The organism is Veronia pacifica, from assembly GCF_001707825.1.
GTDB lineage: Bacteria > Pseudomonadota > Gammaproteobacteria > Enterobacterales > Vibrionaceae > Veronia > Veronia pacifica.
Window position 1 is genome coordinate 44,955 of the sequence record NZ_LYBM01000014.1, and the last position, 22,111, is coordinate 67,065.

General features: G+C 47.3%; 20 protein-coding genes and 3 pseudogenes. 14 read left to right on the forward strand and 9 right to left on the reverse strand.

Annotation, left to right across the window (positions count from 1 at the left end; genetic code table 11):
- Positions 1-31 precede the first annotated feature (31 nt).
- The gene (gene nlpI / locus A8L45_RS09455) at positions 32-928 is read left to right on the forward strand and encodes a lipoprotein NlpI (RefSeq protein ID WP_068901598.1); all 897 of its coding nucleotides are present in this window, start codon (positions 32-34) and stop codon (positions 926-928) included.
- Between the two features lie 70 nt (positions 929-998).
- Here nlpI and A8L45_RS09460 read toward each other — a convergent pair.
- The 4 genes and pseudogenes from A8L45_RS09460 to A8L45_RS25715 form a co-directional block, all read right to left on the reverse strand.
- Positions 999-1,861 (reverse strand): annotated as a pseudogene (locus A8L45_RS09460) (U32 family peptidase).
- Positions 1,862-1,871: 10 nt separating this feature from the next.
- Positions 1,872-2,867, reverse strand: a complete 996-nt coding sequence (gene ubiU / locus A8L45_RS09465; protein WP_068901600.1) for a ubiquinone anaerobic biosynthesis protein UbiU — start codon at positions 2,865-2,867, stop codon at positions 1,872-1,874.
- A gap of 102 nt (positions 2,868-2,969) precedes the next feature.
- On the reverse strand, positions 2,970-3,857 hold the full coding sequence (locus tag A8L45_RS25710) for a putative bifunctional diguanylate cyclase/phosphodiesterase (protein ID WP_432416291.1): 888 nt from the start codon (positions 3,855-3,857) through the stop codon (positions 2,970-2,972).
- Positions 3,834-5,045, reverse strand: a pseudogene (locus tag A8L45_RS25715) (sensor domain-containing diguanylate cyclase); the annotation flags it as partial. The pseudogene A8L45_RS25715 and the gene A8L45_RS25710, both read right to left, overlap by 24 nt.
- A 196-nt stretch (positions 5,046-5,241) precedes the next feature.
- Between A8L45_RS25715 and ubiT the strand changes: the two are divergent.
- Positions 5,242-5,796: a ubiquinone anaerobic biosynthesis accessory factor UbiT gene (gene ubiT, locus A8L45_RS09475; RefSeq protein WP_068901679.1), complete on the forward strand. Its 555-nt coding sequence runs from the start codon at positions 5,242-5,244 to the stop codon at positions 5,794-5,796.
- A complete protein-coding gene (locus A8L45_RS09480; RefSeq protein ID WP_068901604.1) occupies positions 5,753-6,256 on the forward strand; it encodes a GNAT family N-acetyltransferase in 504 nt (167 codons plus the stop codon). Before ubiT ends, A8L45_RS09480 begins: the two co-directional genes overlap by 44 nt.
- Positions 6,257-6,346: 90 nt before the next feature.
- Here A8L45_RS09480 and A8L45_RS09485 read toward each other — a convergent pair whose 3' ends face one another.
- Both A8L45_RS09485 and A8L45_RS09490 read right to left on the reverse strand, forming a co-directional pair.
- Positions 6,347-7,852 carry an NAD(P)/FAD-dependent oxidoreductase gene (locus A8L45_RS09485; protein WP_217492149.1) on the reverse strand — a complete coding sequence of 502 codons (1,506 nt, stop codon included), beginning with the start codon at positions 7,850-7,852 and terminating at the stop codon, positions 6,347-6,349.
- Between the two features lie 38 nt (positions 7,853-7,890).
- A complete protein-coding gene (locus A8L45_RS09490) occupies positions 7,891-8,664 on the reverse strand; it encodes a helix-turn-helix transcriptional regulator (protein WP_083228280.1) in 774 nt (257 codons plus the stop codon).
- Between A8L45_RS09490 and A8L45_RS24560 the strand changes: the two genes are divergently transcribed.
- The 3 genes from A8L45_RS24560 to rimI all read left to right on the forward strand — a co-directional run bounded on the left by A8L45_RS24560 (position 8,644) and on the right by rimI (position 9,746).
- Positions 8,644-8,814: a hypothetical protein gene (locus A8L45_RS24560; protein WP_175401959.1), complete on the forward strand. Its 171-nt coding sequence runs from the start codon at positions 8,644-8,646 to the stop codon at positions 8,812-8,814. The two genes, A8L45_RS09490 and A8L45_RS24560, sit on opposite strands and share 21 nt — an antisense overlap.
- A gap of 91 nt (positions 8,815-8,905) precedes the next feature.
- Positions 8,906-9,307, forward strand: a complete 402-nt coding sequence (locus A8L45_RS09495) for a DNA polymerase III subunit psi (RefSeq protein ID WP_068901610.1) — start codon at positions 8,906-8,908, stop codon at positions 9,305-9,307.
- A complete protein-coding gene (rimI, locus tag A8L45_RS09500) occupies positions 9,297-9,746 on the forward strand; it encodes a ribosomal protein S18-alanine N-acetyltransferase (protein WP_068901612.1) in 450 nt (149 codons plus the stop codon). Before A8L45_RS09495 ends, rimI begins: the two co-directional genes overlap by 11 nt.
- A 142-nt stretch (positions 9,747-9,888) precedes the next feature.
- On the opposite strand, the gene A8L45_RS09505 is transcribed toward rimI, so the two are convergent.
- Positions 9,889-10,512 carry an OmpA family protein gene (locus A8L45_RS09505; RefSeq protein WP_068901614.1) on the reverse strand — a complete coding sequence of 208 codons (624 nt, stop codon included), beginning with the start codon at positions 10,510-10,512 and terminating at the stop codon, positions 9,889-9,891.
- Positions 10,509-11,882: a TolC family outer membrane protein gene (locus A8L45_RS09510; protein WP_068901615.1), complete on the reverse strand. Its 1,374-nt coding sequence runs from the start codon at positions 11,880-11,882 to the stop codon at positions 10,509-10,511. The genes A8L45_RS09505 and A8L45_RS09510 overlap by 4 nt, the downstream gene beginning before the upstream one ends.
- A gap of 583 nt (positions 11,883-12,465) precedes the next feature.
- On the opposite strand from A8L45_RS09510, the gene prfC reads away from it, so the two are divergent.
- The 8 genes and pseudogenes from prfC (at position 12,466) to deoD (ending at position 21,202) form a co-directional block, all read left to right on the forward strand.
- Positions 12,466-14,055 carry a peptide chain release factor 3 gene (gene prfC / locus A8L45_RS09515; protein ID WP_068901617.1) on the forward strand — a complete coding sequence of 530 codons (1,590 nt, stop codon included), beginning with the start codon at positions 12,466-12,468 and terminating at the stop codon, positions 14,053-14,055.
- Between the two features lie 48 nt (positions 14,056-14,103).
- Positions 14,104-14,271: a hypothetical protein gene (locus A8L45_RS24565; protein ID WP_175401960.1), complete on the forward strand. Its 168-nt coding sequence runs from the start codon at positions 14,104-14,106 to the stop codon at positions 14,269-14,271.
- Between the two features lie 28 nt (positions 14,272-14,299).
- A complete protein-coding gene (locus A8L45_RS09520) occupies positions 14,300-15,088 on the forward strand; it encodes a TatD family hydrolase (protein WP_068901619.1) in 789 nt (262 codons plus the stop codon).
- A 180-nt stretch (positions 15,089-15,268) separates the two neighbouring features.
- Positions 15,269-16,531, forward strand: coding sequence for a NupC/NupG family nucleoside CNT transporter (locus A8L45_RS09525; RefSeq protein ID WP_068901621.1), 1,263 nt, complete (start codon positions 15,269-15,271; stop codon positions 16,529-16,531).
- A gap of 505 nt (positions 16,532-17,036) precedes the next feature.
- A complete protein-coding gene (gene deoC, locus A8L45_RS09530) occupies positions 17,037-17,810 on the forward strand; it encodes a deoxyribose-phosphate aldolase (protein ID WP_068901624.1) in 774 nt (257 codons plus the stop codon).
- Between the two features lie 61 nt (positions 17,811-17,871).
- Positions 17,872-19,201 (forward strand): annotated as a pseudogene (gene deoA / locus A8L45_RS09535) (thymidine phosphorylase).
- 11 nt (positions 19,202-19,212) lie between these two features.
- On the forward strand, positions 19,213-20,433 hold the full coding sequence (locus tag A8L45_RS09540) for a phosphopentomutase (protein ID WP_068901626.1): 1,221 nt from the start codon (positions 19,213-19,215) through the stop codon (positions 20,431-20,433).
- Between the two features lie 37 nt (positions 20,434-20,470).
- Positions 20,471-21,202 (forward strand): purine-nucleoside phosphorylase, encoded by a 732-nt coding sequence (gene deoD, locus A8L45_RS09545; protein WP_068901628.1) that lies wholly within the window; start codon positions 20,471-20,473, stop codon positions 21,200-21,202.
- Between the two features lie 93 nt (positions 21,203-21,295).
- On the opposite strand, the gene A8L45_RS09550 is transcribed toward deoD, so the two are convergent.
- Complete coding sequence (locus tag A8L45_RS09550) at positions 21,296-21,901, reverse strand: YtjB family periplasmic protein (protein WP_068901630.1); 606 nt, start codon at positions 21,899-21,901, stop codon at positions 21,296-21,298.
- Positions 21,902-22,111: the final 210 nt, after the last annotated feature.

A 22,111-nucleotide genomic window follows, 5' to 3' on the forward strand; every position in this document is an offset into this window, starting at 1 on the left:
GGCTCCCTTTTTTGTGCGCAGGAGTAAGAAGATGGTCAAATGGGTAAGCCTGTTAGTGATAGTGAGTCTGGGCGTTCTGTCTGGATGCTCATCAATGCCTGATGCCGGCCAATCGCATAAGTGGTCGACATTACCAGTGGCCATGCCACTCCAGCCAACGACTCAGCAGGAAATTCAGCTGGTTCATATTGATCAGATCCTCCAACAAAGCGAACTCAATGATAAGGAGCTTGCCCGTCTGCATTATCAAAGAGGGCTGCTCTATGATGGTCTGGGCCTTCGTGATCTGGCTAAACTGGAGTTTAATCGCTCACTGGCACTGAACCCATCTCAATCGGATGTATTTAACATGCTCGGCGTTTACTTTACCCAAAGTCGCCTGTTTGACGCGGCATATGATGCGTTTGAATCAAGTCTTGAACTGGATGGAGAGTTTGATTTCGCTGCCCAAAACCTTGGTATCGCCCTTTATTATGGTGGCAGACAGGAGCTCGCACAGCAGCGTTTAAGCGCGCATTTTTCCAGAAATACACAAGATGCTTACCGTGCACTCTGGCTGTTTCTTTCTGAACGTGAACTCTACGGTGAACCGGCTGCGATAGAGCAATTGGGTAAGCGTTATCAGGCTTCTAACAGAGAAGACTGGGGATGGCAGATCGTGCGCTTTTACCTTGGTGAGGTCAGTGAGCGAGATTTTCTCGATAACATAACCCTGACCAGTGAAGATAACATCCAACTCGCTGAGCGTTTGTGTGAAGCGTACTTTTACTTAGCTAAGCAGTACCAGTTTAATGGTGATAACGAAAATGCCGTTGCACTCTATAAACTTGCAATGTCGGGCAATGTGTTTCAGTTTGTTGAGCACAGATACGCATTACTTGAGCTCAGTTTGATGGCACAGAAGTTTCAGCCTGTCGAATATCGATAACCATTGAGGAAGCTGAAATCTCTCGATTTCAGCTTCTTTGATGTTACAGGCGAGTACTCGCCTAGAGTGTTCAAGTGTCTAATGACATCCCAGCAATACTTCGCCAGTACCCGTTACAGCTGTTATTACTTGAAATCAATCGGTTGCCTGTACGAAAGTCTTCCAGTACCGAGAGGCTTTCCATAGATTGTGGACTGATTCGTATCACATCAACCAACCCTTCCATTGACGACAAATCGTCCCTCAAATCATAGCAATAGCCTGACTGGGTCTGAATGCCATTTAAGTTAAAGAGCGTCTGGTTCTCTTGACTACTCACAGGTATACCCTGCGGGTATTCGCTGCAACAGGTCTGACAATTGTCTTTGGGCAAGTCTTTGGCTCGGGCGGTAAAGCAGCGGGCAGAGTAGGCGAGTGGCAGATGGCCGTATGAGAATACCTCTACTTCAAATTGATCGCGAATATTGAGTGTCTCAGCTTGTCGGAGGGCTTTGGTCAGCCAATCGCGAGATAGCTCAACGGGCATACACCAGCGAGTCATTCCCAGTTTTACAAGGAGTTCAAGGCTTTGGGCATTATAAAGATTCAGGGCGGGGCCGGCGACAAAAGGGACTTTATTCTGATGAGCGAGATGTACTGCCGAGAAATCGTTGGCTTCAACAGCAAATTCTCCATTGTCGATAAGTGTATTGATGACTTTCAGCTCGCTCGGGGCTTCAAGCAACGCCATAGTGGATAACACCACTTGTTTGCCGTTTGCTGCCAGTTCGCGGCCGATAGCTATCCAATCCGCTGGCTTCAATAATCGCCGTTTACCGCAGACAGTTTCGCCAAGATAAATAATGTCTGCTTCGCTGCTTATTGCTTGCTGATAGAAGTCTTCAACCTTTGTTTTTGCCAAAAATACAGAATGGGCCCAAGAGATAATTTCATCGTCATTACGTTACTGCCATTTTCTATGATACGCGCCGAGTGTGGTTTGACGGCCTTCTGACACATTATCAAGGCTTTCAATCCACGATGGATTAATTCTGAATTGCTCTGGATGCGTCTCAAAACTGTCTATTGCCTGTCGCCAGATACGTGTCACTTGCTCAACATAGGCAGGGCTTCGTTGTCTGCCTTCTATTTTGACTGAAGCGACATTGGCACCATAAAGTTCTGGCAGTATATCCAGCGTGTTAAGGCTGGTGGGCTCTTCAAGCGCGTGATAGGGCTCGCCTCCTGCACTGAAGCGTCCTTTGCATAGTGTCGGATAGCCAGCATTTTCCGCCTCTTGGTACCTGTCTATCAATACACCATTGAGTCTTGATTCAAGACCCACAGGGGTTTCTTGCCAGCGAACATATTTTGCAGGAGAGCAAGCGCCGACAGTGTTTGGTGACTCACCGGTTAGATACGATGATAGATAACACCTGCCCTCAGCCATTATGCATAGACTGCCAAAAGCGAACACTTCCAGCTCGACATCCGTCTCACGCGATAATTGTTTGACCTGATGAATAGACAACACCCTCGGCAGCACCACCCGGCGAATATTGAAATGTTGGCGATAGAAGTCAATAGAGGCAGCATTGGTTGCAGATGCCTGAACTGAGAGGTGAATTTCCATGTCTGGATGACGGCGAGCGGCGTAGTCAAGCACTGCCAGATCGGCAACAATGAGTGCATCCACTCCGATATCAGCAGCGGCATCAACAGCGTTTGTCCAACGTGAAAAACCATCAGGATGGGCAAAGGTGTTCAGAGCAACATGCAGCTTTTTGCCGCGATCCCTGACATATTGAGTCGCTTTCTCTAATTTTTTTCCATCGAAGTTAAGGCCAGAAAAATGTCGTGCGTTGGTTCCATCCTTGAAACCAATATAGACAGCGTCAGCACCGTGGTTAATGGCTGTTTTTAATGAGGGCAGGCTGCCAGCCGGGCAAAGTAATTCCATACGCATCTCCAGATTGACCCGTTGGCATAATATGCGGGTCATCAATCATTTGGCGCGTATTTTAGGAGGCTGATGGCGATGAGTTATTGATTTAGGGCAGGTTTAGGCCTGTCTTTTATCAGGACTTGGCAATGCAGCAAGCCGTGGCTTTTTATTTTGCTGTAGCAAGGTTTCAAATTCTTCTTTTGGCATCGGTCGATAAAAATGGAAGCCTTGAATGCTGTCACAATTAAGTCTTGCGAGTTTGTTGGCCTGTGCACTGGTCTCGACTCCCTCAGCAACGACAGTCATATCCAGCGAGCGACCAAGGTTGATGATGTTTTCAATCAAGGTTACCTGTTTGGGTAAGGCATCCATTTCCATGATAAATGTTCTGTCTATTTTCAGTTCATCTAACGGGAAGCGTGCCAAATAAGAGAGCGATGAATAGCCCGTCCCAAAGTCATCAATGGAAAGGGTAAAGCCCATTTTTTTGATCCCATTAAGCATTTGAATGGTGTGATCACTGTCATTCATCACGGCACTTTCGGTCAGCTCAAAAGTGATCATAGAGGGATTGATATTACTGGCCTGCAGCATCTTGCTCATCTGTGTCAGCAAATTAGGGTTTCGGAATTGCTGAGGGGATAAGTTTATTGCGACCCGTCCTGGCAGTATGCCTTGTTTTTGCCAGTTATGAACACCTTCAAAAACTTCTCGCATCACGTTAATCCCAAGCTGCTCAATCATACCTGAACGCTCAGCGACAGGGATGAATCGTCCCGGACTGATGTAGCCTTCGACAGGATGTTTCCACCTCACCAGTGCTTCTGCACCATTGATGCTGTGGTCATGCGCATTAACTTTGGGTTGATACCAAACTTCCAGTCCTTTGTTCTGCAGAACTTTTTGTAGCTCAATTTCAAGCCACAAACGCATACGGGCTTCTTTGTTCATGTTCTGGTGATAAGGCACTAACTGATTTCTGCCGCGCTCTTTCGCTTCATACATCGCTGTATCAGCGTTTTGAAGCAGGCTTTTCACATCTTTGCCGTCTTGCGGGAAAGAAACACTGCCGATTGAACAAGTGAGAAATTTACTGAAATGGTGAAGTTCAAAAGGCTGTCTAATAACGGATATAAGTTGTTCTGTGATCGAATTGATCGCCTCATCCGATTCGAGGTCGGGCAGGATCACGGCGAATTCATCGCCACTGAGGTGGCCAATGATGGCTCCCTCCGGCAAGGCTTTGAACAGTCTCTGAGAGATATCCTGCAGCACTTTATCACCGATGTGGTGACCTAATGAGTCGTTGATATTCTTAAAGTTATCGATGTCCAGATACAGCATGACCATTCTGGCGTTATTAGCAATAAACTGCTCTAGACAGCGGGAAAATCCCTGTCGATTGTAGAGACCTGTCAATGGGTTACTGTTGATCAGTTTGGCCGTGTTCTTTGCAACTTCTTCGCTGTTACAGTCCTGGCGAATAATCAGCATTCCCTCCTGAACAGTGCCCTGACTCAAGGGTATGTATGAGAGGGGATAAACAGTGTGACGTGACAGATGGCGAGGCTCACCAAACAAAGGGGTTTCCGGTGTTGCAGAGGTCAGTGTCTCGGTCAAATTCTTTGAGAGCTCTTGACCAATAAATAACTCATCCAGCATCTGTCCCAGCAGTCTGTCTGGACTACTAAAACCAAGCAGGCGAGCTGCACTGTCATTGCTACTGATCACCGAGCCATCACGAATGACCAGGCAACCGTCGCTGACGACCTGACACATAGCAGTGAATTTACTTTCGGCAGCTTCAAGGGCGGTGCTCAGTATTTGCCGCTCAGATGTATCCGAGGCGTGGAGAATAATACCACTGATGTTGCCTGGCCCCTCAGGATCAATTAAAGGGGCAACACAAAAATGAAGACAAGTGGACTGTGTACCATCGTTCAGAAGCACTTCACCTTCACCACTCTGTCCTTTCAGCGCCTGCTGATAATAAGGTTTGAGCGTTTGATAAAAGGTATTGCCCAGAACTTGTCTGTCATTTTTCCCAGCCAGTTCATCAGGATGTAGGCCACTCAATTCCGAGTATCGTTGACTGACCCAATGATAACTATGATTGGTATCAAGTACGGCGAACAGGAATGGGCTGTTATCTGTTAGGTGGGCAAACCAGTGTTTTAATTGCTCCAACGGCATGACAACAATAAATTCCCTATAGATGATATAAAAAATGATACAAACTATTCATATCCATGACACTATATACTTGTCATCGGCAGAGCTTAACTGTTTCGAACAATCACAGCCTTTTTTTTGACTCAAGACATAAAAAATAACTGAAACATTGTCATAGAATGTGATTCTCTATGCACTTAAAGCGACGAAGACTGTTTTGATCTCTACTATTCACACACAACTGGTCACTCATACTCCTGCAGCATTTCGCCTTCCACTCCAGCTGACTCCCCATTTCGTCCAACGGGAGATCCTAGTGCAAGCATTGCAACATATTTTCAGAGAAGCACTGGAAGATGGCGATTTTACCTTTCTTAAAGGACGCTGGTTGGAAATTCATATTACTGATATTGATACCCGCTGCGTAATTGGTTACAAAGAGGGGAGTCTTATCTCCTCGCACACTGCAAAGAAGCCGGATGTTAGCATGAAGGCTAATCTGAACGACCTCATTCTTCTTGCGGCGAGAAAGGAAGATCCCGACACCTTGTTCTTTCAGCGTCGATTGATGATTGAAGGCGACACTGAACTTGGACTTGAAGTAAAAAACCTGCTAGACAGTATTGAACTGGACTCGTTGCCATCTGTGCTTAAACATGGACTAGTGACACTGGCTGATTTTATTCATAAAGGCTTGCACGCTCAGGCAAAAGGGATACAAAACAACGATGCTCATCAGAACGGAAGTACCTGCAGATATCCTTCAAATTGATCGAATGCTGCGACAGGTTTTTGATACTGATGCCGAAGCCAAGCTGGTGATGGCCTTGCGGGAAAACGGTAATAACACACTCTCTCTTGTTGCCTGCAATGACGATGGAGAGATCGTCGGCCATGTTATGTTCAGCCCTGTTTGGTTTGAAGGCCAAGACTTGGGATGGCAAGCTCTGTCACCCATCTCTGTTTTACCCGAGTATCAACGACAAGGAATTGCTTCAAATTTAGTGAGTGAAGCTTTCTCGATACTCTATGAACTGGGATACCCAGCCTGCTTTGTGCTCGGCAGTCCTGAATTTTATGGGCGTTTTGGCTTCAAAAAAGCGGCAGACGCCGGATTAAGTTGCCAATGGCCAGTACCCGATTCTGCATTTATGGCTATTGAGCTCGAGCCGGGTTCGTTTTCTGAAAAATATGGTCTTGTAAAATATTGTTCAGAATTTGCCGAGTTCTGACCGTTACATCTTGTTAAAATCGCCATGATAGTCCTAGTTTTGTTCACAGAACTGTAGTCATGGCGATTGATTACCTTTTTCTACCAGTTGTTATCCCAGTTCATTTTGAGTGACTGGAAACCCTATTTTCTCCACCATCTTTATCCACCAGTGACGCCAGCCACCCTTTTCATCGACAGTATCCAAACAGTACATGGTGATTTTTGCGCCCAACCAGCGGAAGGGCTCGGGAGGAATATAGCCCGGCAATTCTGTTGCAAAGGCCATGCGGGTTTCTTCCGTATCCTCACCATCGAGTTTAGCCAGCGCCACTCTGGCTCCAAAGCGACTGGCAGTGACGCCAAACCCTGAATAGCCGCCAGCATAGAGCATTTTTCCTTGGTGATACGATTGATAGTGCACTGCCATTCTTGTTGTCAGCCCTATCGGCCCGCTCCACGCGTGACTGAAGGAAATATCTCTCAGCATGGGAAAGGTGCGGTAGAAATTTTCGACCAGTGGAAGATAGGCATTTGCCAGCTTATCTGCGCTTGGATCAGTATCATTGTTAAAAAAGTAACCCAGTCGGCCGCCAAATAGAATGCGGTTGTCTTTGGTCAAACGCATATAGTTGAGCTGAGTGCGGGTATCGTAAATTCCCTGACGATGCTCCCAGCCAATAAGTGCTAATTGCTCAGGGCTTAATGGCTCTGTCACGACAATACGATCTCTGATTGCAGCGACTCTTCGTTTAATTCGTTTATCTCCGGCAGCGAAAGCGTTGGTTGCCAGCAAAACTTTATTGGCGTTGATCTTACCTTCAGGTGTCGCGACCTGCACCCCGTTTGTTGTCAGTTCCGACGATACCATCGGTGTGTATTCATACACAGTGACACCAAGTTCGCCCGCAGCGCGCCTCAGTCCCCAGGCCAATTTGGCAGGATTGACAATACCACTGCGTTGCTTTGACCAAACTCCGCCGTTAAAGAGGGGAGAGGTGATTTCTTTTTCCAGTGATTCTTTGTTGAGCAGTTCGACATCATGCCCATATTCGCCATAGAGGGAATACTCTTTTTCTACATCCGCCATTCCCGCTTCACCAACTGCGACGGTGAGTTCTCCACTCCATTCCAAATCACAATCAATTTTAAATTTATCAATGGCATCACGAAAACCGTCGATATTTTGTTTCCCCAGTTCCTCCAGGCGAGAGATATCATTAGGGAAAAGGCGCTGTGCATTTGACAGACCGTGCATCACCGATGTCGATAGAATAGCGGCGGGTCTACCAGATGCACCCGTGGCGGCCGTTCCTGCCTCAATGATTATGACCTTGCGGTTCGGGTCAGCTTCTTTGGCCTGAATAGCGGCCCAGAGACCTGTGAATCCTGCACCGACTATCAATAAGTCACAGCTGACGTCTGATGTCAGTTTGTCTGCGGCTTTGGGAGCGTCAGGATCATCCAGCCAGAAAGGGTAAAATTTGGTTTTTAGCAGGGCTTTCTCGGCCTGACTACATGGATGAATCATGGTGTCTCCCTCTTGTTTCTCACTCCATGACATTAGGGTAGCCAGCACGAGCAGAGGCAGCCATACCCCGATTAGGGTAGTCGGCACAAAAAAGCTTGGTTGGACAGTCTCAATGAGAGTGTTTGCTAGTGAGATTGGTTATTGGCGGCAGACAGAGTATCGATAAAGTGACAGAAGAGTTCAGACTGTGAAGACAAGCCAAGCTTACTGTAGATATTCTTTCTGTGCATTTGCACAGTATCCGGCGAGATCGCCATGATTCTGGCTGCTGACTTCGCAGAATGGCCCCTCAGCAATAGGTGAGTGACCTGACGCTCGCGATCTGTCAGGCTGTCTTTGCCAAATGTATCAAATGCCCGTTGGATTTGCGCTCCCATATCATTGCTTGTTGCTGACAATGACGCCCGTTGTGAGTGCCAGTAAGCTGATAAAGCAGCCAGAATGATGGGTGAAATAATATGGAGCTTTTCGATGTCAGTCTCAGAGAAAACCGGATCATCAATTCGTCTGCCACAGGACAGAGAGAGACGGATATCTGATTTGGGCGACGCGATAAAAAAGCAATCATCGTGAAGCTGCGCTGAGCGGTAGTAAGTCAGGTAATAATCACTTTGCCAGAAGTTGTCGGGTGCAATGTCTGCAAGCGTATAAAACCCCTCTTCAATATCACCAGACCCAGACAGGCTAAAGGGATCAAGCAGGTACGCACCGGAAAAGTAACTGTCGATAAGTCTCGGGCGTTGAATATCGGCTATCGCTGAATCTGCGATCAGCCGTGGAGGATGATTGAGGCGCTCTTCGACCAGCATGATCGCGTCGGCATCAACAACAGCAGATATTGCGTTGAAGAGGGCACTGGGAAAGCCCGGAGATGATATATGCCGAATGATGTCCGCCACATGATGCTGCCACTGAATCAGATCATTATGAATATTGATATGTCCCTCTCTTGGGTGGATATCTTACTTACCTATCAGTATGCACTGCATCGTAAGTTCAGCAAGGTCATCAACACTGTTTGGCTGTGTCTCGCCGGGATAATTTGGTAGCATGCAAACCTTGTATCCGGATAGCCTGATTTCGACCATCATTAGGTCGTTTTGGTATACTATTTTTTGACACTGGCAGTCAGGAGGAGTGATGGCACTTGATGATATTCAGCGGTTGAGTGAAATGGGAATAACCAGCTGGCAACTCCGTCGGCCGGACCTTTACCCGGATCATGCGAAAAATACAGTGACGATACCCGCTTCATGTAAGCTCTTACTGATCTGTGATGTCACTTTGGATGACCATGATGCATGGCTATTCAGCAAAATTCTGTCCAGTATGAAGTTGTCACCAGAGCAGACAATGATGTTGTCGCATCAAGCCGTGCAGCATATTAACCAACATCATTTAGAATGGGTCTGGTATATCGGTGCGCCCAACAATCAACTGAGTGGCACAAAATCTTTGATATCTGTACCTCTCTCTGAGATGCACGATGATCCTTCTGCAAAAAAAGCACTATGGCTACAAATCTGTAAATATGAAAACTGAGTTTCACGTATTGGAGCCTAAGTGGCACAGGCAAGTCATTGCTATTGAAGGCCTAGCTCACTCACATCCGTGGTCTGAATCATTACTGACTCAAAAGCCTAACAAGTTTGCCTGCAACTTAGGTTTGTTTGTCGATGATCAGCTGGCGGGGTATTTTTTTTCCCAGTGTATCGCTGGAGAAGCCAGCTTACTGAATATTGCTGTTGATCCCAAATGGCAGGGAAGGGGACTGGGGAAAAAACTGCTCGATGAGTTTTTTAACCGCATGTCTGACATGGCGGCGCAAGAGGCATGGCTTGAGGTGAGAGAAAGTAACCTTGCCGCGATTGCATTGTACGAAAAGGCGGGTTTCAACGAAACCGACCGCAGAATCGATTATTATCCCAGTAAAAAAGGGAAAGAAGATGCGCTGGTCATGTGTTATTGGTTCGATATGTAGAGACAATAACCCTTACAACAAACCCCATGTAACGATATGAGCGGGTAAGACCTGCTCTATACCATGTAAAACTGAAGTGACCTCAATTCCCTGTTGTCGTTAATGCTTCACCCCTCTGATCAGTGTTAAACGAACGGTTCTCTTACTGCTTTGTCGTATCGTCCGTATACACGTTCCACTTCATCAGTGTTCTCTCAAATTGTGTATTCAGTGTCGCCATGACTCTCCGATTTTGCTGGTGGGCAATATCAGTGTTTCCCTCAATGAGTGGGCGTGTTTCGCCATAACCGACAGCTCTTACCCGGGAGGCGTTAATACCGTAATTATTGACCAGAGCCTCTGCAACAGCGGTTGCTCGACGTTGAGAGAGGCGCTGATTATATGCTGCCGCCCCCACACTACTTGCATGGCCTTCAATTTCTACCACCACGCTTTTGTCTTTGTTCATGAATCTGGCCAGCTCTTCGAGGTTTTTGCTGTATTCAGAAGTCAGTTTGTCTGAGTTGTTGGCAAATTTCACATCGAGTCGCAGCGAACGCTCTCCAATTTCTTCCTTTGGACAGCCATCGTTGTTTACTTGCGCACCTAAAATGGTGTTTTCGCAATCCTCGCGAGCCTCAATAACCCCGTCGTTATCAAAATCTCTCAGGTCTTTGAGTTGTGCTGTTGTGTCTGGCATAACAGGGATGTCGGTAGCAAAAAAGGCATTGTCAGCAGCGCAACCCGAGACGGCGATAGAAGTAAAAAGCAAAATAGGCATTTTCATTGCTGGTCAGCTCCTTCTTCGTTAATACCGCCGTCGCTCTGCCATTGAATCGGCCTCGTCACACGAAGTGAATCGAGCAGTCTTCCCGTCGCATTCAGCACTCTGTACTGTGCAAGTAATTCATCATGCTCGCCAATCAAGTAATCAATACGCGCTTGAAAGAGTTCGTTTTTAGCGTCAAGAAGGTCGATTAACGTACGTTGTCCAAGTTTAAACTGTGCTTCATAACCGTCTCTGGTTTGGGTCGCAGCTTGCACATGTTCTCTAAGAAACACCAGTTGTTCTCTCAGGTTTGTCAGCGCGTTCCATGAAAACGCGGTACCTTCAGTGACATCCAAATAGGTTGATTCACGTATCTGCCGGGCTTCATTGATTTTGTGTTCTGTTGATCTCAGGCTTGCTGAATCTCTACCTCCGCGAAAAACGTTGTATCTCAGACGGAGCATTGCCTGAGCATCGTTATTTTCGCCCCTCACACCATCAAGGTTGTTATTGAAGTTGGCAGATAAATCTAAATCAAGTTTTGGGTAGAACAGGGATTCAGCTGAGCCTTGCTGGGCAAGTGCCGCCTGAATGTCGCTGCCTGCAGCGAAAAGTGTCGGATGGTTCTGTGTCGCGATGCGCGTCGCTTCTGACAAAGATCGTGGAAGCAAGTCCGCGTCTGGAACAGGAGTGCGTGTTTTTTCCGGTAACTTGCCAGTCATGCGGCGATAGACGATTCTGGCGTCTTCGAGTTGGTTTATGCTGGCTGACAGACTCACTTTAGCCTGAGCAACACGACCTGTGATTTGGGAAAGGTCAGAGATAGATGCCAATCCAGACGCACGTTTAGACTTTACTGCTCTATACGTTGCCTGATGTGCGGCAAGGTTATCCTTTGACAATTCTACTGTTTGTTCAGCCAATAAATAGCTTATGTATGCACGGGCAACATCCAGTCCCAAATCTTCAGAAGCTGCGTACAATGCCCATTGATCAGCATTGGCTTCATTCCGTGTCCGGCTGACTTCGCTGGATGTGAAGAACCCATCAAATAAAAACTGACGTAGGGTCACGCCCGCTTCACGACGCGTTAGCGCGAGGTAGTCACTTGAGCCAGTATCACTGCGCGTTGTCGGGCTGTCTGTCCATTCTCTACCCAGACCTGCATCAAGGTTAATCTCAGGGTAATATCCCGCTTTTGCCTGATGGACTTCTTCCTGTTTTGCTTTGTATTGATGAAAAGCCTGTCTGAGCTCAGGGCTGTAGTCAATTGCCATGGCGACAGCCTGCTCCAAAGTTTGAGCAGTTACCAGCGCAGGCGTAAAAGCAGCAGCAATGATAAGCGAGATTAATCCTCCCTTGAGTGCGCGGCTTACACCAGATTTCATGGGGTTCTCCTTTTAAATATTAAGGCAAACAAGCGACATACCCTATGCTTTTGCCCTAACGTCCCAAAATATTAGCTAAATAATTATTGTCTCGAGCGACTTTGTTTATTTACCCGTACTTACACTAAGTTCGGTCACATATGTTGATAATAATATTAATAGAGAGTCTTGGGAGGGTATTAATCTTCAATTCTCATAATTGAATCTGTGTTTCATAAAAGAATCACAGCTTTTTTGTGTCTAAAAAGCTTTTGATTGTTAGTCTTTTTTTCTTAAAGGACTTATGTATTAGTACTTGCTTTTTCTGCTTTGCAGGCTGTTTTTTAGCAATATGAGGCAATAAAAAATGGCTATATTTCTGGAGTCAAGAACGGGAAGAAATTATTATTACATTGAAAAATTTTACTCTAGTTCAAAAATAGTATGATGTTAGTCAGTTCGACTTTATTGGTCGCTACGATTGTGAATAGTGTCGAGATCGGCCAAAATACCCGCCATTCATGTCAAATTGATTGACTCAGACCCCCTGCCAGACACTGATGCTGCGCATGGTCATAACCTTTTCAACCAGAAGATTTAATCGATGTCTAATTCTCCTCTCCAGCAGCAAGTCGATAAACGACGCACGTTTGCTATTATTTCGCACCCGGATGCCGGTAAAACCACCATCACAGAAAAAGTGCTTCTGTTCGGACGCGCCATTCAGACCGCCGGAACGGTAAAAGGCCGTGGCTCAAACCAGCATGCTAAGTCGGACTGGATGGAGATGGAGAAAGAGCGTGGTATCTCGGTCACCACATCTGTGATGCAGTTTCCTTACAATGATTGTCTGGTTAACTTACTCGATACCCCCGGACACGAAGACTTCTCTGAAGATACCTACCGTACGTTGACAGCGGTTGACTCCTGCTTGATGGTGATCGATGCGGCAAAAGGTGTCGAGGATCGCACCCGTAAGCTGATGGAAGTTACCCGTCTGCGCGATACGCCTATTGTCACCTTCATGAACAAGCTAGACCGCGATATCCGCGATCCGATGGAATTGCTGGACGAGGTGGAAAGCGAGTTGAATATGGCCTGCGCGCCTGTCTCATGGCCGATTGGCTGTGGTAAAGAGTTCAAAGGGGTGTATCACATCCACCGTGATGAAACGATCCTTTACGCGACCGGTCAGGGCCACACTATTCAAGATGCACGAATCATTAAAGGTTTGGATAACCCAGAGCTTAATGAGGCAGTTGGTGACGACTTGGCCGAACAGCTTCGTGAAGAGTTGGAACTGGTGATTGGCGCTTCACATGAATTCGACCACGAGCTATTCCTGAATGGTGAATTGACACCTGTCTTCTTTGGTACGGCACTGGGTAACTTTGGCGTTGACCACATGCTGGACGGGCTCACAGAGTGGGCACCTAAGCCACTGCCACGTCAGACCACAGCTCGTGCTGTCACGGCCGATGAAGAGAAGTTCTCGGGTTTTGTCTTTAAGATTCAGGCCAACATGGATCCAAAACACCGAGACCGTATCGCGTTCATGCGTGTGGTGTCTGGTAAATACGATCAGGGCATGAAGATGAAACATGTTCGCCTTGGTAAAACGGTATCAATCTCTGATGCTGTGACCTTCATGGCGGGTGACCGTGCCCGTGCGGCGGAAGCATTTGCCGGTGACATTATTGGTCTGCACAACCATGGCACCATTCAGATTGGCGATACCTTTACTCAAGGTGAAGATTTGAAGTTCTCCGGCATTCCAAATTTTGCGCCTGAGCTGTTCAGACGTATTCGACTGAAAGATCCGCTGAAGCAAAAACAGCTGCTGAAAGGATTGGTTCAGTTATCTGAAGAGGGTGCTGTTCAGGTGTTCAGACCGTTACAAACCAATGATCTCATCGTTGGTGCCGTCGGTGTTCTGCAGTTCGATGTGGTTGTTGCCCGTCTGAAAGCTGAGTACAACGTTGAGGCGATTTACGAGCCAGTTAATGTTGCCACAGCGCGTTGGGTTGAATGCGGTGATGCCAAGAAACTGGATGAATTCCAGCGCAAGAACCAGTCCAGCCTGGCGCTAGATGGCGGCGATAACCTCACATATATCGCCTCTACCATGGTTAACCTGCGTCTGACACAAGAACGTTACCCTGATGTTGATTTCCGTGCTACCCGCGAGCACTAATAGAGAAACGCTATCAGCCATCGCTCACTAACGCTTGGGCTGTGGTAAATGAATAAAGCCGTCATTTTCGACGGCTTTTCTATTTTTTCGCCACTGTTCACGCCTTCACTTGAGCTTAAGTATCAAACTCTACTTCTGTTATCGCCTGAGTATTTCGACATTCAGGAAAATTTGTTTCAAACTGGCAATATAAATGAAGAAATGCGTCAGCATTGATTTGTCTGACTAGACTGAGCCAGATTGTATGTATATCGACAGCCACTGCCATTTTGATTTCCCTCCCTTTGAACAGGACCCTGATAACTGGCTCAAAACAGTTAAATCGGCAGGTATCGCCAAGCTTATTGTGCCTTCAGTCGCGGTGTCCAATTGGGAAAGAATAGAAAAATTAGCGCAACAATCTAACGATGTCTTGTATGCACTTGGCCTTCATCCCGTTTGGCAAGATGAACATCAGGAGCAGGATTTACTGTTGCTTGAGCAGCGTTTAAGAGCATGCCCCTCTCAGTGTGTCGCAGTGGGTGAGTGCGGTCTCGACTTCGCTTTGCCTGACGCTCGTCGCGAGTGGCAGTTAACCTTGCTGGAGCGACAGTTGGCACTGGCTACCGAATTGGATCTGCCCGTTATTCTGCACTGTCGAAAGGCACACAATGAGCTTTTGCAAATGCTCAACCGTTTCCCCTCTGTCAGGGGGGTGATACATGCTTTTAGCGGCAGTTATGAACTGGGGATGAACTACGTCAGGCGTGGTCTTTATCTCGGAATTGGCGGAACAATTACCTATCCCCGAGCCAATAAAACCCGTCAGGCAGTGGCAAAACTCCCCCTAGAATCGATGCTATTGGAAACGGATTCGCCCGATATGCCGATTTATGGTCATCAGGGTAAGCCCAATTCTCCTGAGAAATTGATCGATATTGCGTGCGTGTTGGCAGAGCTTAAGTCGACGACTGTAGATAATATTGCCCATAAAAGTTTTCATAATGTCCAGATTTTATTTTCGCTGAACGCGCTGACTTCGTCGCATACGTAAACGATTGCGTTTTTCAAATTTCATTTATCTAGATCTAAATCACTTTTTCATGTTTCTTACATAATTATTTTCACCAAAAGAGTGATCTTGGCATTCCCCAATACATCCTGCTGTGCGTATAATCGCCGCCGAAATTTACCTCTTATTCGATACGTGAACTAAAAAAGGAAGCCATAAACCATGAGTCTGTTTATGAGCGTGATCGGCATGTTTGTACTGCTGGGTTTTGCAGTACTGTTGTCAGATAACCGCAAAGCAATCAATTTACGCACAGTAGGTGGTGCGTTTGCCATTCAGTTTGGTCTGGGTGGTTTCGTTCTTTTTGTCCCGGTAGGCCGAGACATTTTGTACAGCATGTCGCAATACGTGGCTAACGTTATCAATTATGGTAATGACGGTATCAATTTTCTGTTCGGTGGCCTGACATCTGCCAAGATGTTTGAGGTGTTCGGTGGTGGCGGCTTCGTTTTCGCCCTGCGTGTTCTTCCTGTCATCGTCTTCTTCTCAGCACTGATCTCCGTTCTTTATTACATGGGTATCATGCAGTGGATCATTAAGATTTTGGGTGGCGCACTGCGCAAAGCACTGGGTACGTCTCACGCTGAATCTATGTCTGCGACAGCGAATATTTTTGTTGGTCAAACCGAAGCCCCTCTGGTAGTTCGTCCGTTTGTACCTAAAATGACCCAGTCTGAGCTGTTTGCCGTTATGTGTGGTGGTCTGGCATCTGTTGCTGGTGGTGTTCTGGCGGGTTACGCATCAATGGGTGTTCCTCTTGAGTACCTGATCGCTGCATCTTTCATGGCGGCTCCGGGCGGTCTGTTGTTCGCAAAAATTATCAAGCCTGAAACAGAAGAACCTGTTGAACAACTGAATGCTGAAGAAGATGACGAAAACAAACCTGCCAATGTCATTGATGCCGCAGCATCTGGTGCGTCTTCAGGTATGCAGCTGGCACTGAATGTTGGTGCGATGTTGCTGGCATTTATTGGTTTGATTGCCCTGATTAACGGTATTCTTGGCGGTGTAGGTGCATGGTTTAACATGCCTGACCTGACACTTGAAATGATTCTGGGTTATGCCTTCAGCCCTGTTGCATTCATGATTGGTGTACCATGGTCTGAAGCTCAAGTCGCTGGTTCCTTCATCGGTCAGAAACTAGTAGTGAACGAATTCGTTGCTTACCTGAACTTTGCCCCTTACCTAGGTGAAGCGGCTGAAGTTGTTCTGTCTGACAAGACGAAGGCAATTATTTCCTTCGCATTGTGTGGCTTTGCTAACCTGTCATCAGTAGCGATTCTACTGGGTGGTCTGGGTGGTCTGGCACCATCACGCCGTCCAGAGATTGCTCGATTCGGTTTGAGAGCAGTAGCAGCAGGTACCCTGTCTAACCTGTTGAGTGCAACTATCGCAGGCTTCTTCCTGAGCCTCGGCGCACTGTAACAACCTTCTCTGAGAATAGCGCTGCCGTTTGGCAGCGCTATTTTTTTGTCTTTATAAGCCATTATTCATGCAGTAAAGAGTGGCGAATGTTTTGTCAGTAAAATAACAACAGAGACACATTCACCGCGTTGAAATCAGGTTACTGTTATCAGTGACTGATAACCACCAGGGGCCTGTCCCTGACGTGGTTGAGGGTTACTTCTGTCGAATATTAATAATTGCTTTTAATCACAAAAATTAAAGGTTAGTTACATTTTAATATTTCATTTATGTGACAAGAAGCGACTTAAATAAATCCTAGGTACATATAATTTTCATTCTGCATTCATCGCTGTCAAACAGTGTGAAATGCAGAGCCGGACTCCTTTCCGGTATGCGGCAACAAGGACGTTGATTGAAAGCCAGACTTTCAAACTTCAAGGAGCCAAGTCCGCTCATCAGGCTTATGTCACCACAGGGTGTGGTGCAAAGCTAAAATATGGTTCAACAATCATTTGGAGACATGATGAGCGATTTAAAAGCGGCAGCGCTGCAAGCGTTGAAACTGATGGATCTGACCACACTGAACGATAACGATACTGACGAAAAAGTTATCGATTTGTGTAAAGCGGCAAAAACAGCAGTAGGTAATACCGCCGCTATTTGTATTTATCCGCGGTTTATCCCAGTAGCAAAGAAGCAGTTGAAGGAGCAGGGTACCCCTGAAATCCGTGTAGCAACCGTCACTAATTTTCCTCACGGTAACGATGATATTGATATTGCCGTTGCAGAAACTCGGGCTGCCATCGCGTATGGCGCGGATGAAGTCGATGTTGTCTTCCCTTATCGCACCTTGATTAGTGGTGACGAAAAAGCCGGTGTAGAGCTGGTGAAACAGTGTAAGGCTGCATGCGGTGACAAACTTCTCAAGGTCATCATTGAAACGGGTGAGCTTAAAACGCCAGCATTGATCAAACGCGCCTCTGAGCTATCGATTGAGGCGGGTGCAGATTTCATTAAAACCTCGACCGGAAAAGTTGCAGTCAACGCAACACCGGAGGCAGCAGAGATTATGCTGACTGTCATCAAAGATATGAAGGTCGCAGAACGCGTTGGATTTAAGCCTGCAGGTGGTGTGCGTACCGCCGAAGACGCAAAAGCCTATCTTGCCATGGCTAAGAATATTTTGGGTGAGAACTGGGCCGATAGCAGCCACTATCGATTCGGTGCTTCCAGTCTCCTTGCAAACCTTCTCCATACTTTGGGAGAGGGAGAGCAGGCCGCGGAAGGCGGCTACTGACAGTGGCTTGCCAGCAACTATCTGCTGGCATAGAACCGTCGTTGTCTAATCGGAGAACAGGATGTTTTTACCTCAGGAAATTATCAGGAAAAACGCGAAAACATCGCGTTGACTCACCAAGAAATCGCGGATTTTGTTCAAGGGATCAGTAATGATACTGTCTCGGAAGGACAGATTTCCGCGTTTGCCATGGCAGTTTATTTCAATGATATGTCGATGGATGAGCGCGTGGCACTGACCTGTGCAATGCGCGATTCTGGCATGGTGCTTAACTGGGATCATATGGCTTTTGACGGTCCTGTTGTTGACAAACACAGCACTGGCGGCGTGGGTGACGTGACGTCATTAATGTTGGGGCCTATGGTTGCAGCATGCGGGGGTTACGTGCCAATGATCTCAGGTCTGGCCTTGGCCACACTGGTGGCACTCTCGATAAGCTGGAATCGATTCCCGGCTACAATATCACGCCAAGTAATAAGGTGTTTGGTCAGGTGACCAAAGAGGCGGGCGTGGCTATTATTGGTCAAACTGGCGATTTGGCTCCCGCTGACAAACGGGTATACGCGGTGCGGGATATCACCGCCACCGTAGACAGTATTGCAATGATCACAGCCTCTATACTGTCGAAAAAACTGGCAGCAGGACTGGATGCACTGGTTATGGATGTCAAAGTTGGCACCGGCGCTTTTATGCCAACGTATGAGGCCTCAGAGAATCTGGCGCAATCCATCGTGGCTGTGGCTAACGGCGCGGGGACTCCAACCAGCGCGCTGCTGACTGACATGAACCAAGTGTTGGCCTCAAATATTGGTAACGCACTCGAAGTGCGGGAAGCCGTGCAGTTTCTGACTGGTGAGTACCGCAACGAAAGGCTGCTTGAGGTGACCGTTGCACTCGGCGCTGAAATGCTCATGCTATCAGGTATCTGTCGTGATGAGAGCGAGGCACGCAATAAATTGATGTCAGTGCTCAATTCCGGTCAGGCCGCAGAACGTTTTGGCAAGATGGTATCAGGCCTTGGTGGCCCAGCTGACTTTGTTGAAAAGTATCATGACTATTTGCCAACGGCTGGTATTGTTCGTCCTGTTATGGCACCGCATGTTGGTGTAGTAACAGGGATGGATACCCGAGAAATAGGCATGGCAATTGTCGGTTTAGGTGGCGGTCGACGCGTTGCCAGCGATAAAATAGATTACTCAGTTGGAGTCAGTGAGATGATCCGCTTAGGACAGGAAACTGACAGTACGACGCCACTGGCCGTGATCCATGCTCAGGACGAACAGCAATGGCAGCGGGCAGCAAATCAAATTCAGGCCGCGGTGAATATCACCGGACAAGCAGGAACAGCGACTCCGGACATTTACCGACGTATTGGCCAAGAAGACGTCTGATGGAGGCGATCATGAAACGTGCAATTATTCTTGTCTTGGATTCATTTGGCATTGGTGCCACAGAAGACGCAGTTAAATTTGGCGATGTTGGTTCAAACACCCTTGGCCATATTGCACAGGCTTGTGAAAAAGGTGATGCCAACAACGACGATCGTTCCGGTCCTTTGCGTTTGCCTAACCTGAACCGTCTTGGATTAGGAAAAGCCTGCGAAGAGTCGTCCGGCTATTTTCCTGCTGGACTGGATGCCGATGCGGACATTATTGGTGCATTCGGTCACGCAAAAGAACTCTCTTCCGGTAAAGATACTCCCTCCGGACACTGGGAAATTGCTGGTGTACCTGTGTTATTTGACTGGGGATATTTCACTGATAAAACCAACAGTTTCCCGCAGGAATTGCTGGATCGTATTGTTGCTCGCTCCGGTATTCCCGGGTATCTAGGTAACTGCCACGCATCAGGGACTCAGGTACTTGACGATCTTGGCGAAGAGCACATGAAAACGGGCAAGCCGATTTTCTATACCTCTGCGGATTCTGTATTCCAGATCGCCTGCCATGAAGAAACTTATGGTCTCGACAACCTTCTTGAGCTTTGCCAAATCGTGCGTGAAGAGCTGGAAGACTACAACATTGGCCGAGTGATCGCCCGTCCATTTGTCGGAGCGGGTAAAGGTCAGTTCGAGCGTACTGGTAACCGCCGCGATCTGTCTGTTGAACCGCCATCGCCAACCGTGTTGTCAAAGCTGGTTGATGAGAAGGGTGGAGATGTGATCTCTATTGGTAAGATTGCAGATATTTACGCCCACTGCGGGATCACCAAGAAGGTAAAAGCGACAGGTCTTGATGCCCTGTTTGACGCGACCAAAGACGCCATGCAAGACGCAGGCGATAAGAGCATTGTCTTCACGAACTTTGTCGACTTCGACTCATCTTATGGTCACCGCCGTAATGTGGCTGGCTACGCCGCTGCGCTTGAGTATTTTGACGGCAGATTGCCTGAGATCATGGAAATGCTCAAAGAAGGGGATCTCCTGCTGCTGACGGCAGACCATGGCTGTGACCCAACCTGGCCGGGTAATGATCACACCCGTGAGCACATTCCCGTTCTTGCTTTCGGTAACGGCGTTAAAGCAGGTTCGTTAGGCCGTCGCGATACGTTCGCAGACATTGGGCAGACACTGGCAGAGTACTTTGATGTCTCTGACATGGAATACGGTAAATCTTTCCTCTGACAAAATATTCAGAGGGAATAGAAACAAGGATAGATTGATGGCAACTCCACATATCAATGCAGAAACCGGCGCGTTCGCAGACGTTGTTCTTATGCCGGGTGATCCACTCCGTGCGAAATATATTGCGGAGACTTTTCTGACTGATGCAAAAGAGGTGACAAATGTACGTAATATGCTGGGTTATACCGGCTATTACCAAGGGCGTAAAATATCCGTAATGGGCCACGGCATGGGTATTCCCTCATGCTCAATTTATATGACTGAGCTGGTCAAAGATTACGGTGTGAAGAAAATTATCCGTGTCGGAAGTTGTGGCGCTGTCCGTGACGATGTAAATCTTCGTGACGTGGTGATTGGTGTCGGTGCCTCAACTGACGCCAGCGTAAATCGCATCCGATTTGGTGGTTATGATTTGGCAGCTATCGCAGATTTTGACATGACGCGTTGTGCTGTGGATGCAGCCAAAGCCAAGGGCATAGACGTTAAAGTCGGTAACCTGTTTTCGGCAGACCTGTTTTACACGCCTAATCCAGAATTTTTCGACGTCATGGCGAAATATGGCATTCTGGGTGTAGAAATGGAAGCGGCTGGCCTTTATGGCGTCGCTGCAGAATATGGTGTCCGTGCTCTGACTATCTGCACAGTATCAGACCACATCATCAAAGGTGAGCAGACGACTTCAGAAGAGCGTCAATCGACATTTAATGAGATGATTGAAATCGCATTGGAGTCGGTGCTGCTGGGTGACAAACTGGAAACTACTGCCTGATTCAGCATGTGAACACTTACCATAATTGAAAAGGACAGCATAGCTGTCCTTTTTTGATTGCGGCGGCCCACCATGATTGACGTTTGATATCTCTCAATCATTGATGGGGAGGCTGAGTCTGCTGTGTCCTGTTTTTCGGTGGAAGAGCGTAAACGCCAGCCAAGCTCCCGTCGCCAGAGCCAGCAGTATCATTGCCCTGACCAAATTAATGCTCTTATCAAGCCGATTCGCCGCAGCCTTTATCACACTGCCATGCTCGAGGGTAACTCGCAGGAAACCCACAATGCGATCGCCTTTTATAATGGGTTCAACTAACTGTTGGCGTCCAATACTGGCAACGGACAATGGCGTATTCAACCCGGTCAGTTGAGAAAGTGGCATGGCATTGTCTGAATTAGCGATCACCAGTCCCTCTGCGTTGTATATCGTTGCATCAAGGACAAGAGGCTCTTTCTGAAGGTTATTGACCAGCTTTTCCAGACGTCCGGTGTTGTCGTCAGAAATAGCAGGCACTGCGCTAACAGCCATTTGACGCAGAAATAGCCTCGCCATATCTTCTGTCTGATCAAACAGCATCTTGTAGTTTCGGTTATTAAGGTTATTACTGTAAACGAACAGCATGACCACAGTGACCAAACAGATAGAAATAACCAATAATTGCCAGAGCCTTCTCAGGCGCTTTTTGTTAATTTGCAGCATATACCTCTTCCGGCCGCAGTGATCCATGTCCCCCGATGGTCATGGATACCAAACTGTCAGTTTGCTGATATAACGCGATAATTTCAACTTCACTGTCTCCACAAACTGACTGCCTGTGTCAAACCAACAACCTATCAGCGGATTTTACCTTCAGACTGTGATACTTGTGGCAATTTGATATAGTGAAAGGAGATTGAATAAGGAAATGAT

Bases quoted from the DNA above. Each gene is read 5' to 3' on its own strand.
- A8L45_RS09505 (WP_068901614.1), bottom strand. From the start codon at position 10,512: ATGAAAATGCCTATTTTGCTTTTTACTTCTATCGCCGTCTCGGGTTGC.
- deoC (WP_068901624.1), top strand. From the start codon at position 17,037: ATGAGCGATTTAAAAGCGGCAGCGCTGCAAGCGTTGAAACTGATGGAT.
- A8L45_RS09495 (WP_068901610.1), top strand. From the start codon at position 8,906: ATGGCACTTGATGATATTCAGCGGTTGAGTGAAATGGGAATAACCAGC.
- A8L45_RS09550 (WP_068901630.1), bottom strand. From the start codon at position 21,901: ATGCTGCAAATTAACAAAAAGCGCCTGAGAAGGCTCTGGCAATTATTG.
- rimI (WP_068901612.1), top strand. From the start codon at position 9,297: ATGAAAACTGAGTTTCACGTATTGGAGCCTAAGTGGCACAGGCAAGTC.
- A8L45_RS24565 (WP_175401960.1), top strand. From the start codon at position 14,104: ATGAATAAAGCCGTCATTTTCGACGGCTTTTCTATTTTTTCGCCACTG.
- A8L45_RS09525 (WP_068901621.1), top strand. From the start codon at position 15,269: ATGAGTCTGTTTATGAGCGTGATCGGCATGTTTGTACTGCTGGGTTTT.
- A8L45_RS24560 (WP_175401959.1), top strand. From the start codon at position 8,644: ATGCCGAATGATGTCCGCCACATGATGCTGCCACTGAATCAGATCATT.
- prfC (WP_068901617.1), top strand. From the start codon at position 12,466: ATGTCTAATTCTCCTCTCCAGCAGCAAGTCGATAAACGACGCACGTTT.
- A8L45_RS09510 (WP_068901615.1), bottom strand. From the start codon at position 11,882: ATGAAATCTGGTGTAAGCCGCGCACTCAAGGGAGGATTAATCTCGCTT.
- A8L45_RS09540 (WP_068901626.1), top strand. From the start codon at position 19,213: ATGAAACGTGCAATTATTCTTGTCTTGGATTCATTTGGCATTGGTGCC.
- A8L45_RS09480 (WP_068901604.1), top strand. From the start codon at position 5,753: ATGCTCATCAGAACGGAAGTACCTGCAGATATCCTTCAAATTGATCGA.
- A8L45_RS09520 (WP_068901619.1), top strand. From the start codon at position 14,300: ATGTATATCGACAGCCACTGCCATTTTGATTTCCCTCCCTTTGAACAG.
- A8L45_RS25710 (WP_432416291.1), bottom strand. From the start codon at position 3,857: ATGTATGAAGCGAAAGAGCGCGGCAGAAATCAGTTAGTGCCTTATCAC.
- deoD (WP_068901628.1), top strand. From the start codon at position 20,471: ATGGCAACTCCACATATCAATGCAGAAACCGGCGCGTTCGCAGACGTT.
- ubiU (WP_068901600.1), bottom strand. From the start codon at position 2,867: ATGGAATTACTTTGCCCGGCTGGCAGCCTGCCCTCATTAAAAACAGCC.
- nlpI (WP_068901598.1), top strand. From the start codon at position 32: ATGGTCAAATGGGTAAGCCTGTTAGTGATAGTGAGTCTGGGCGTTCTG.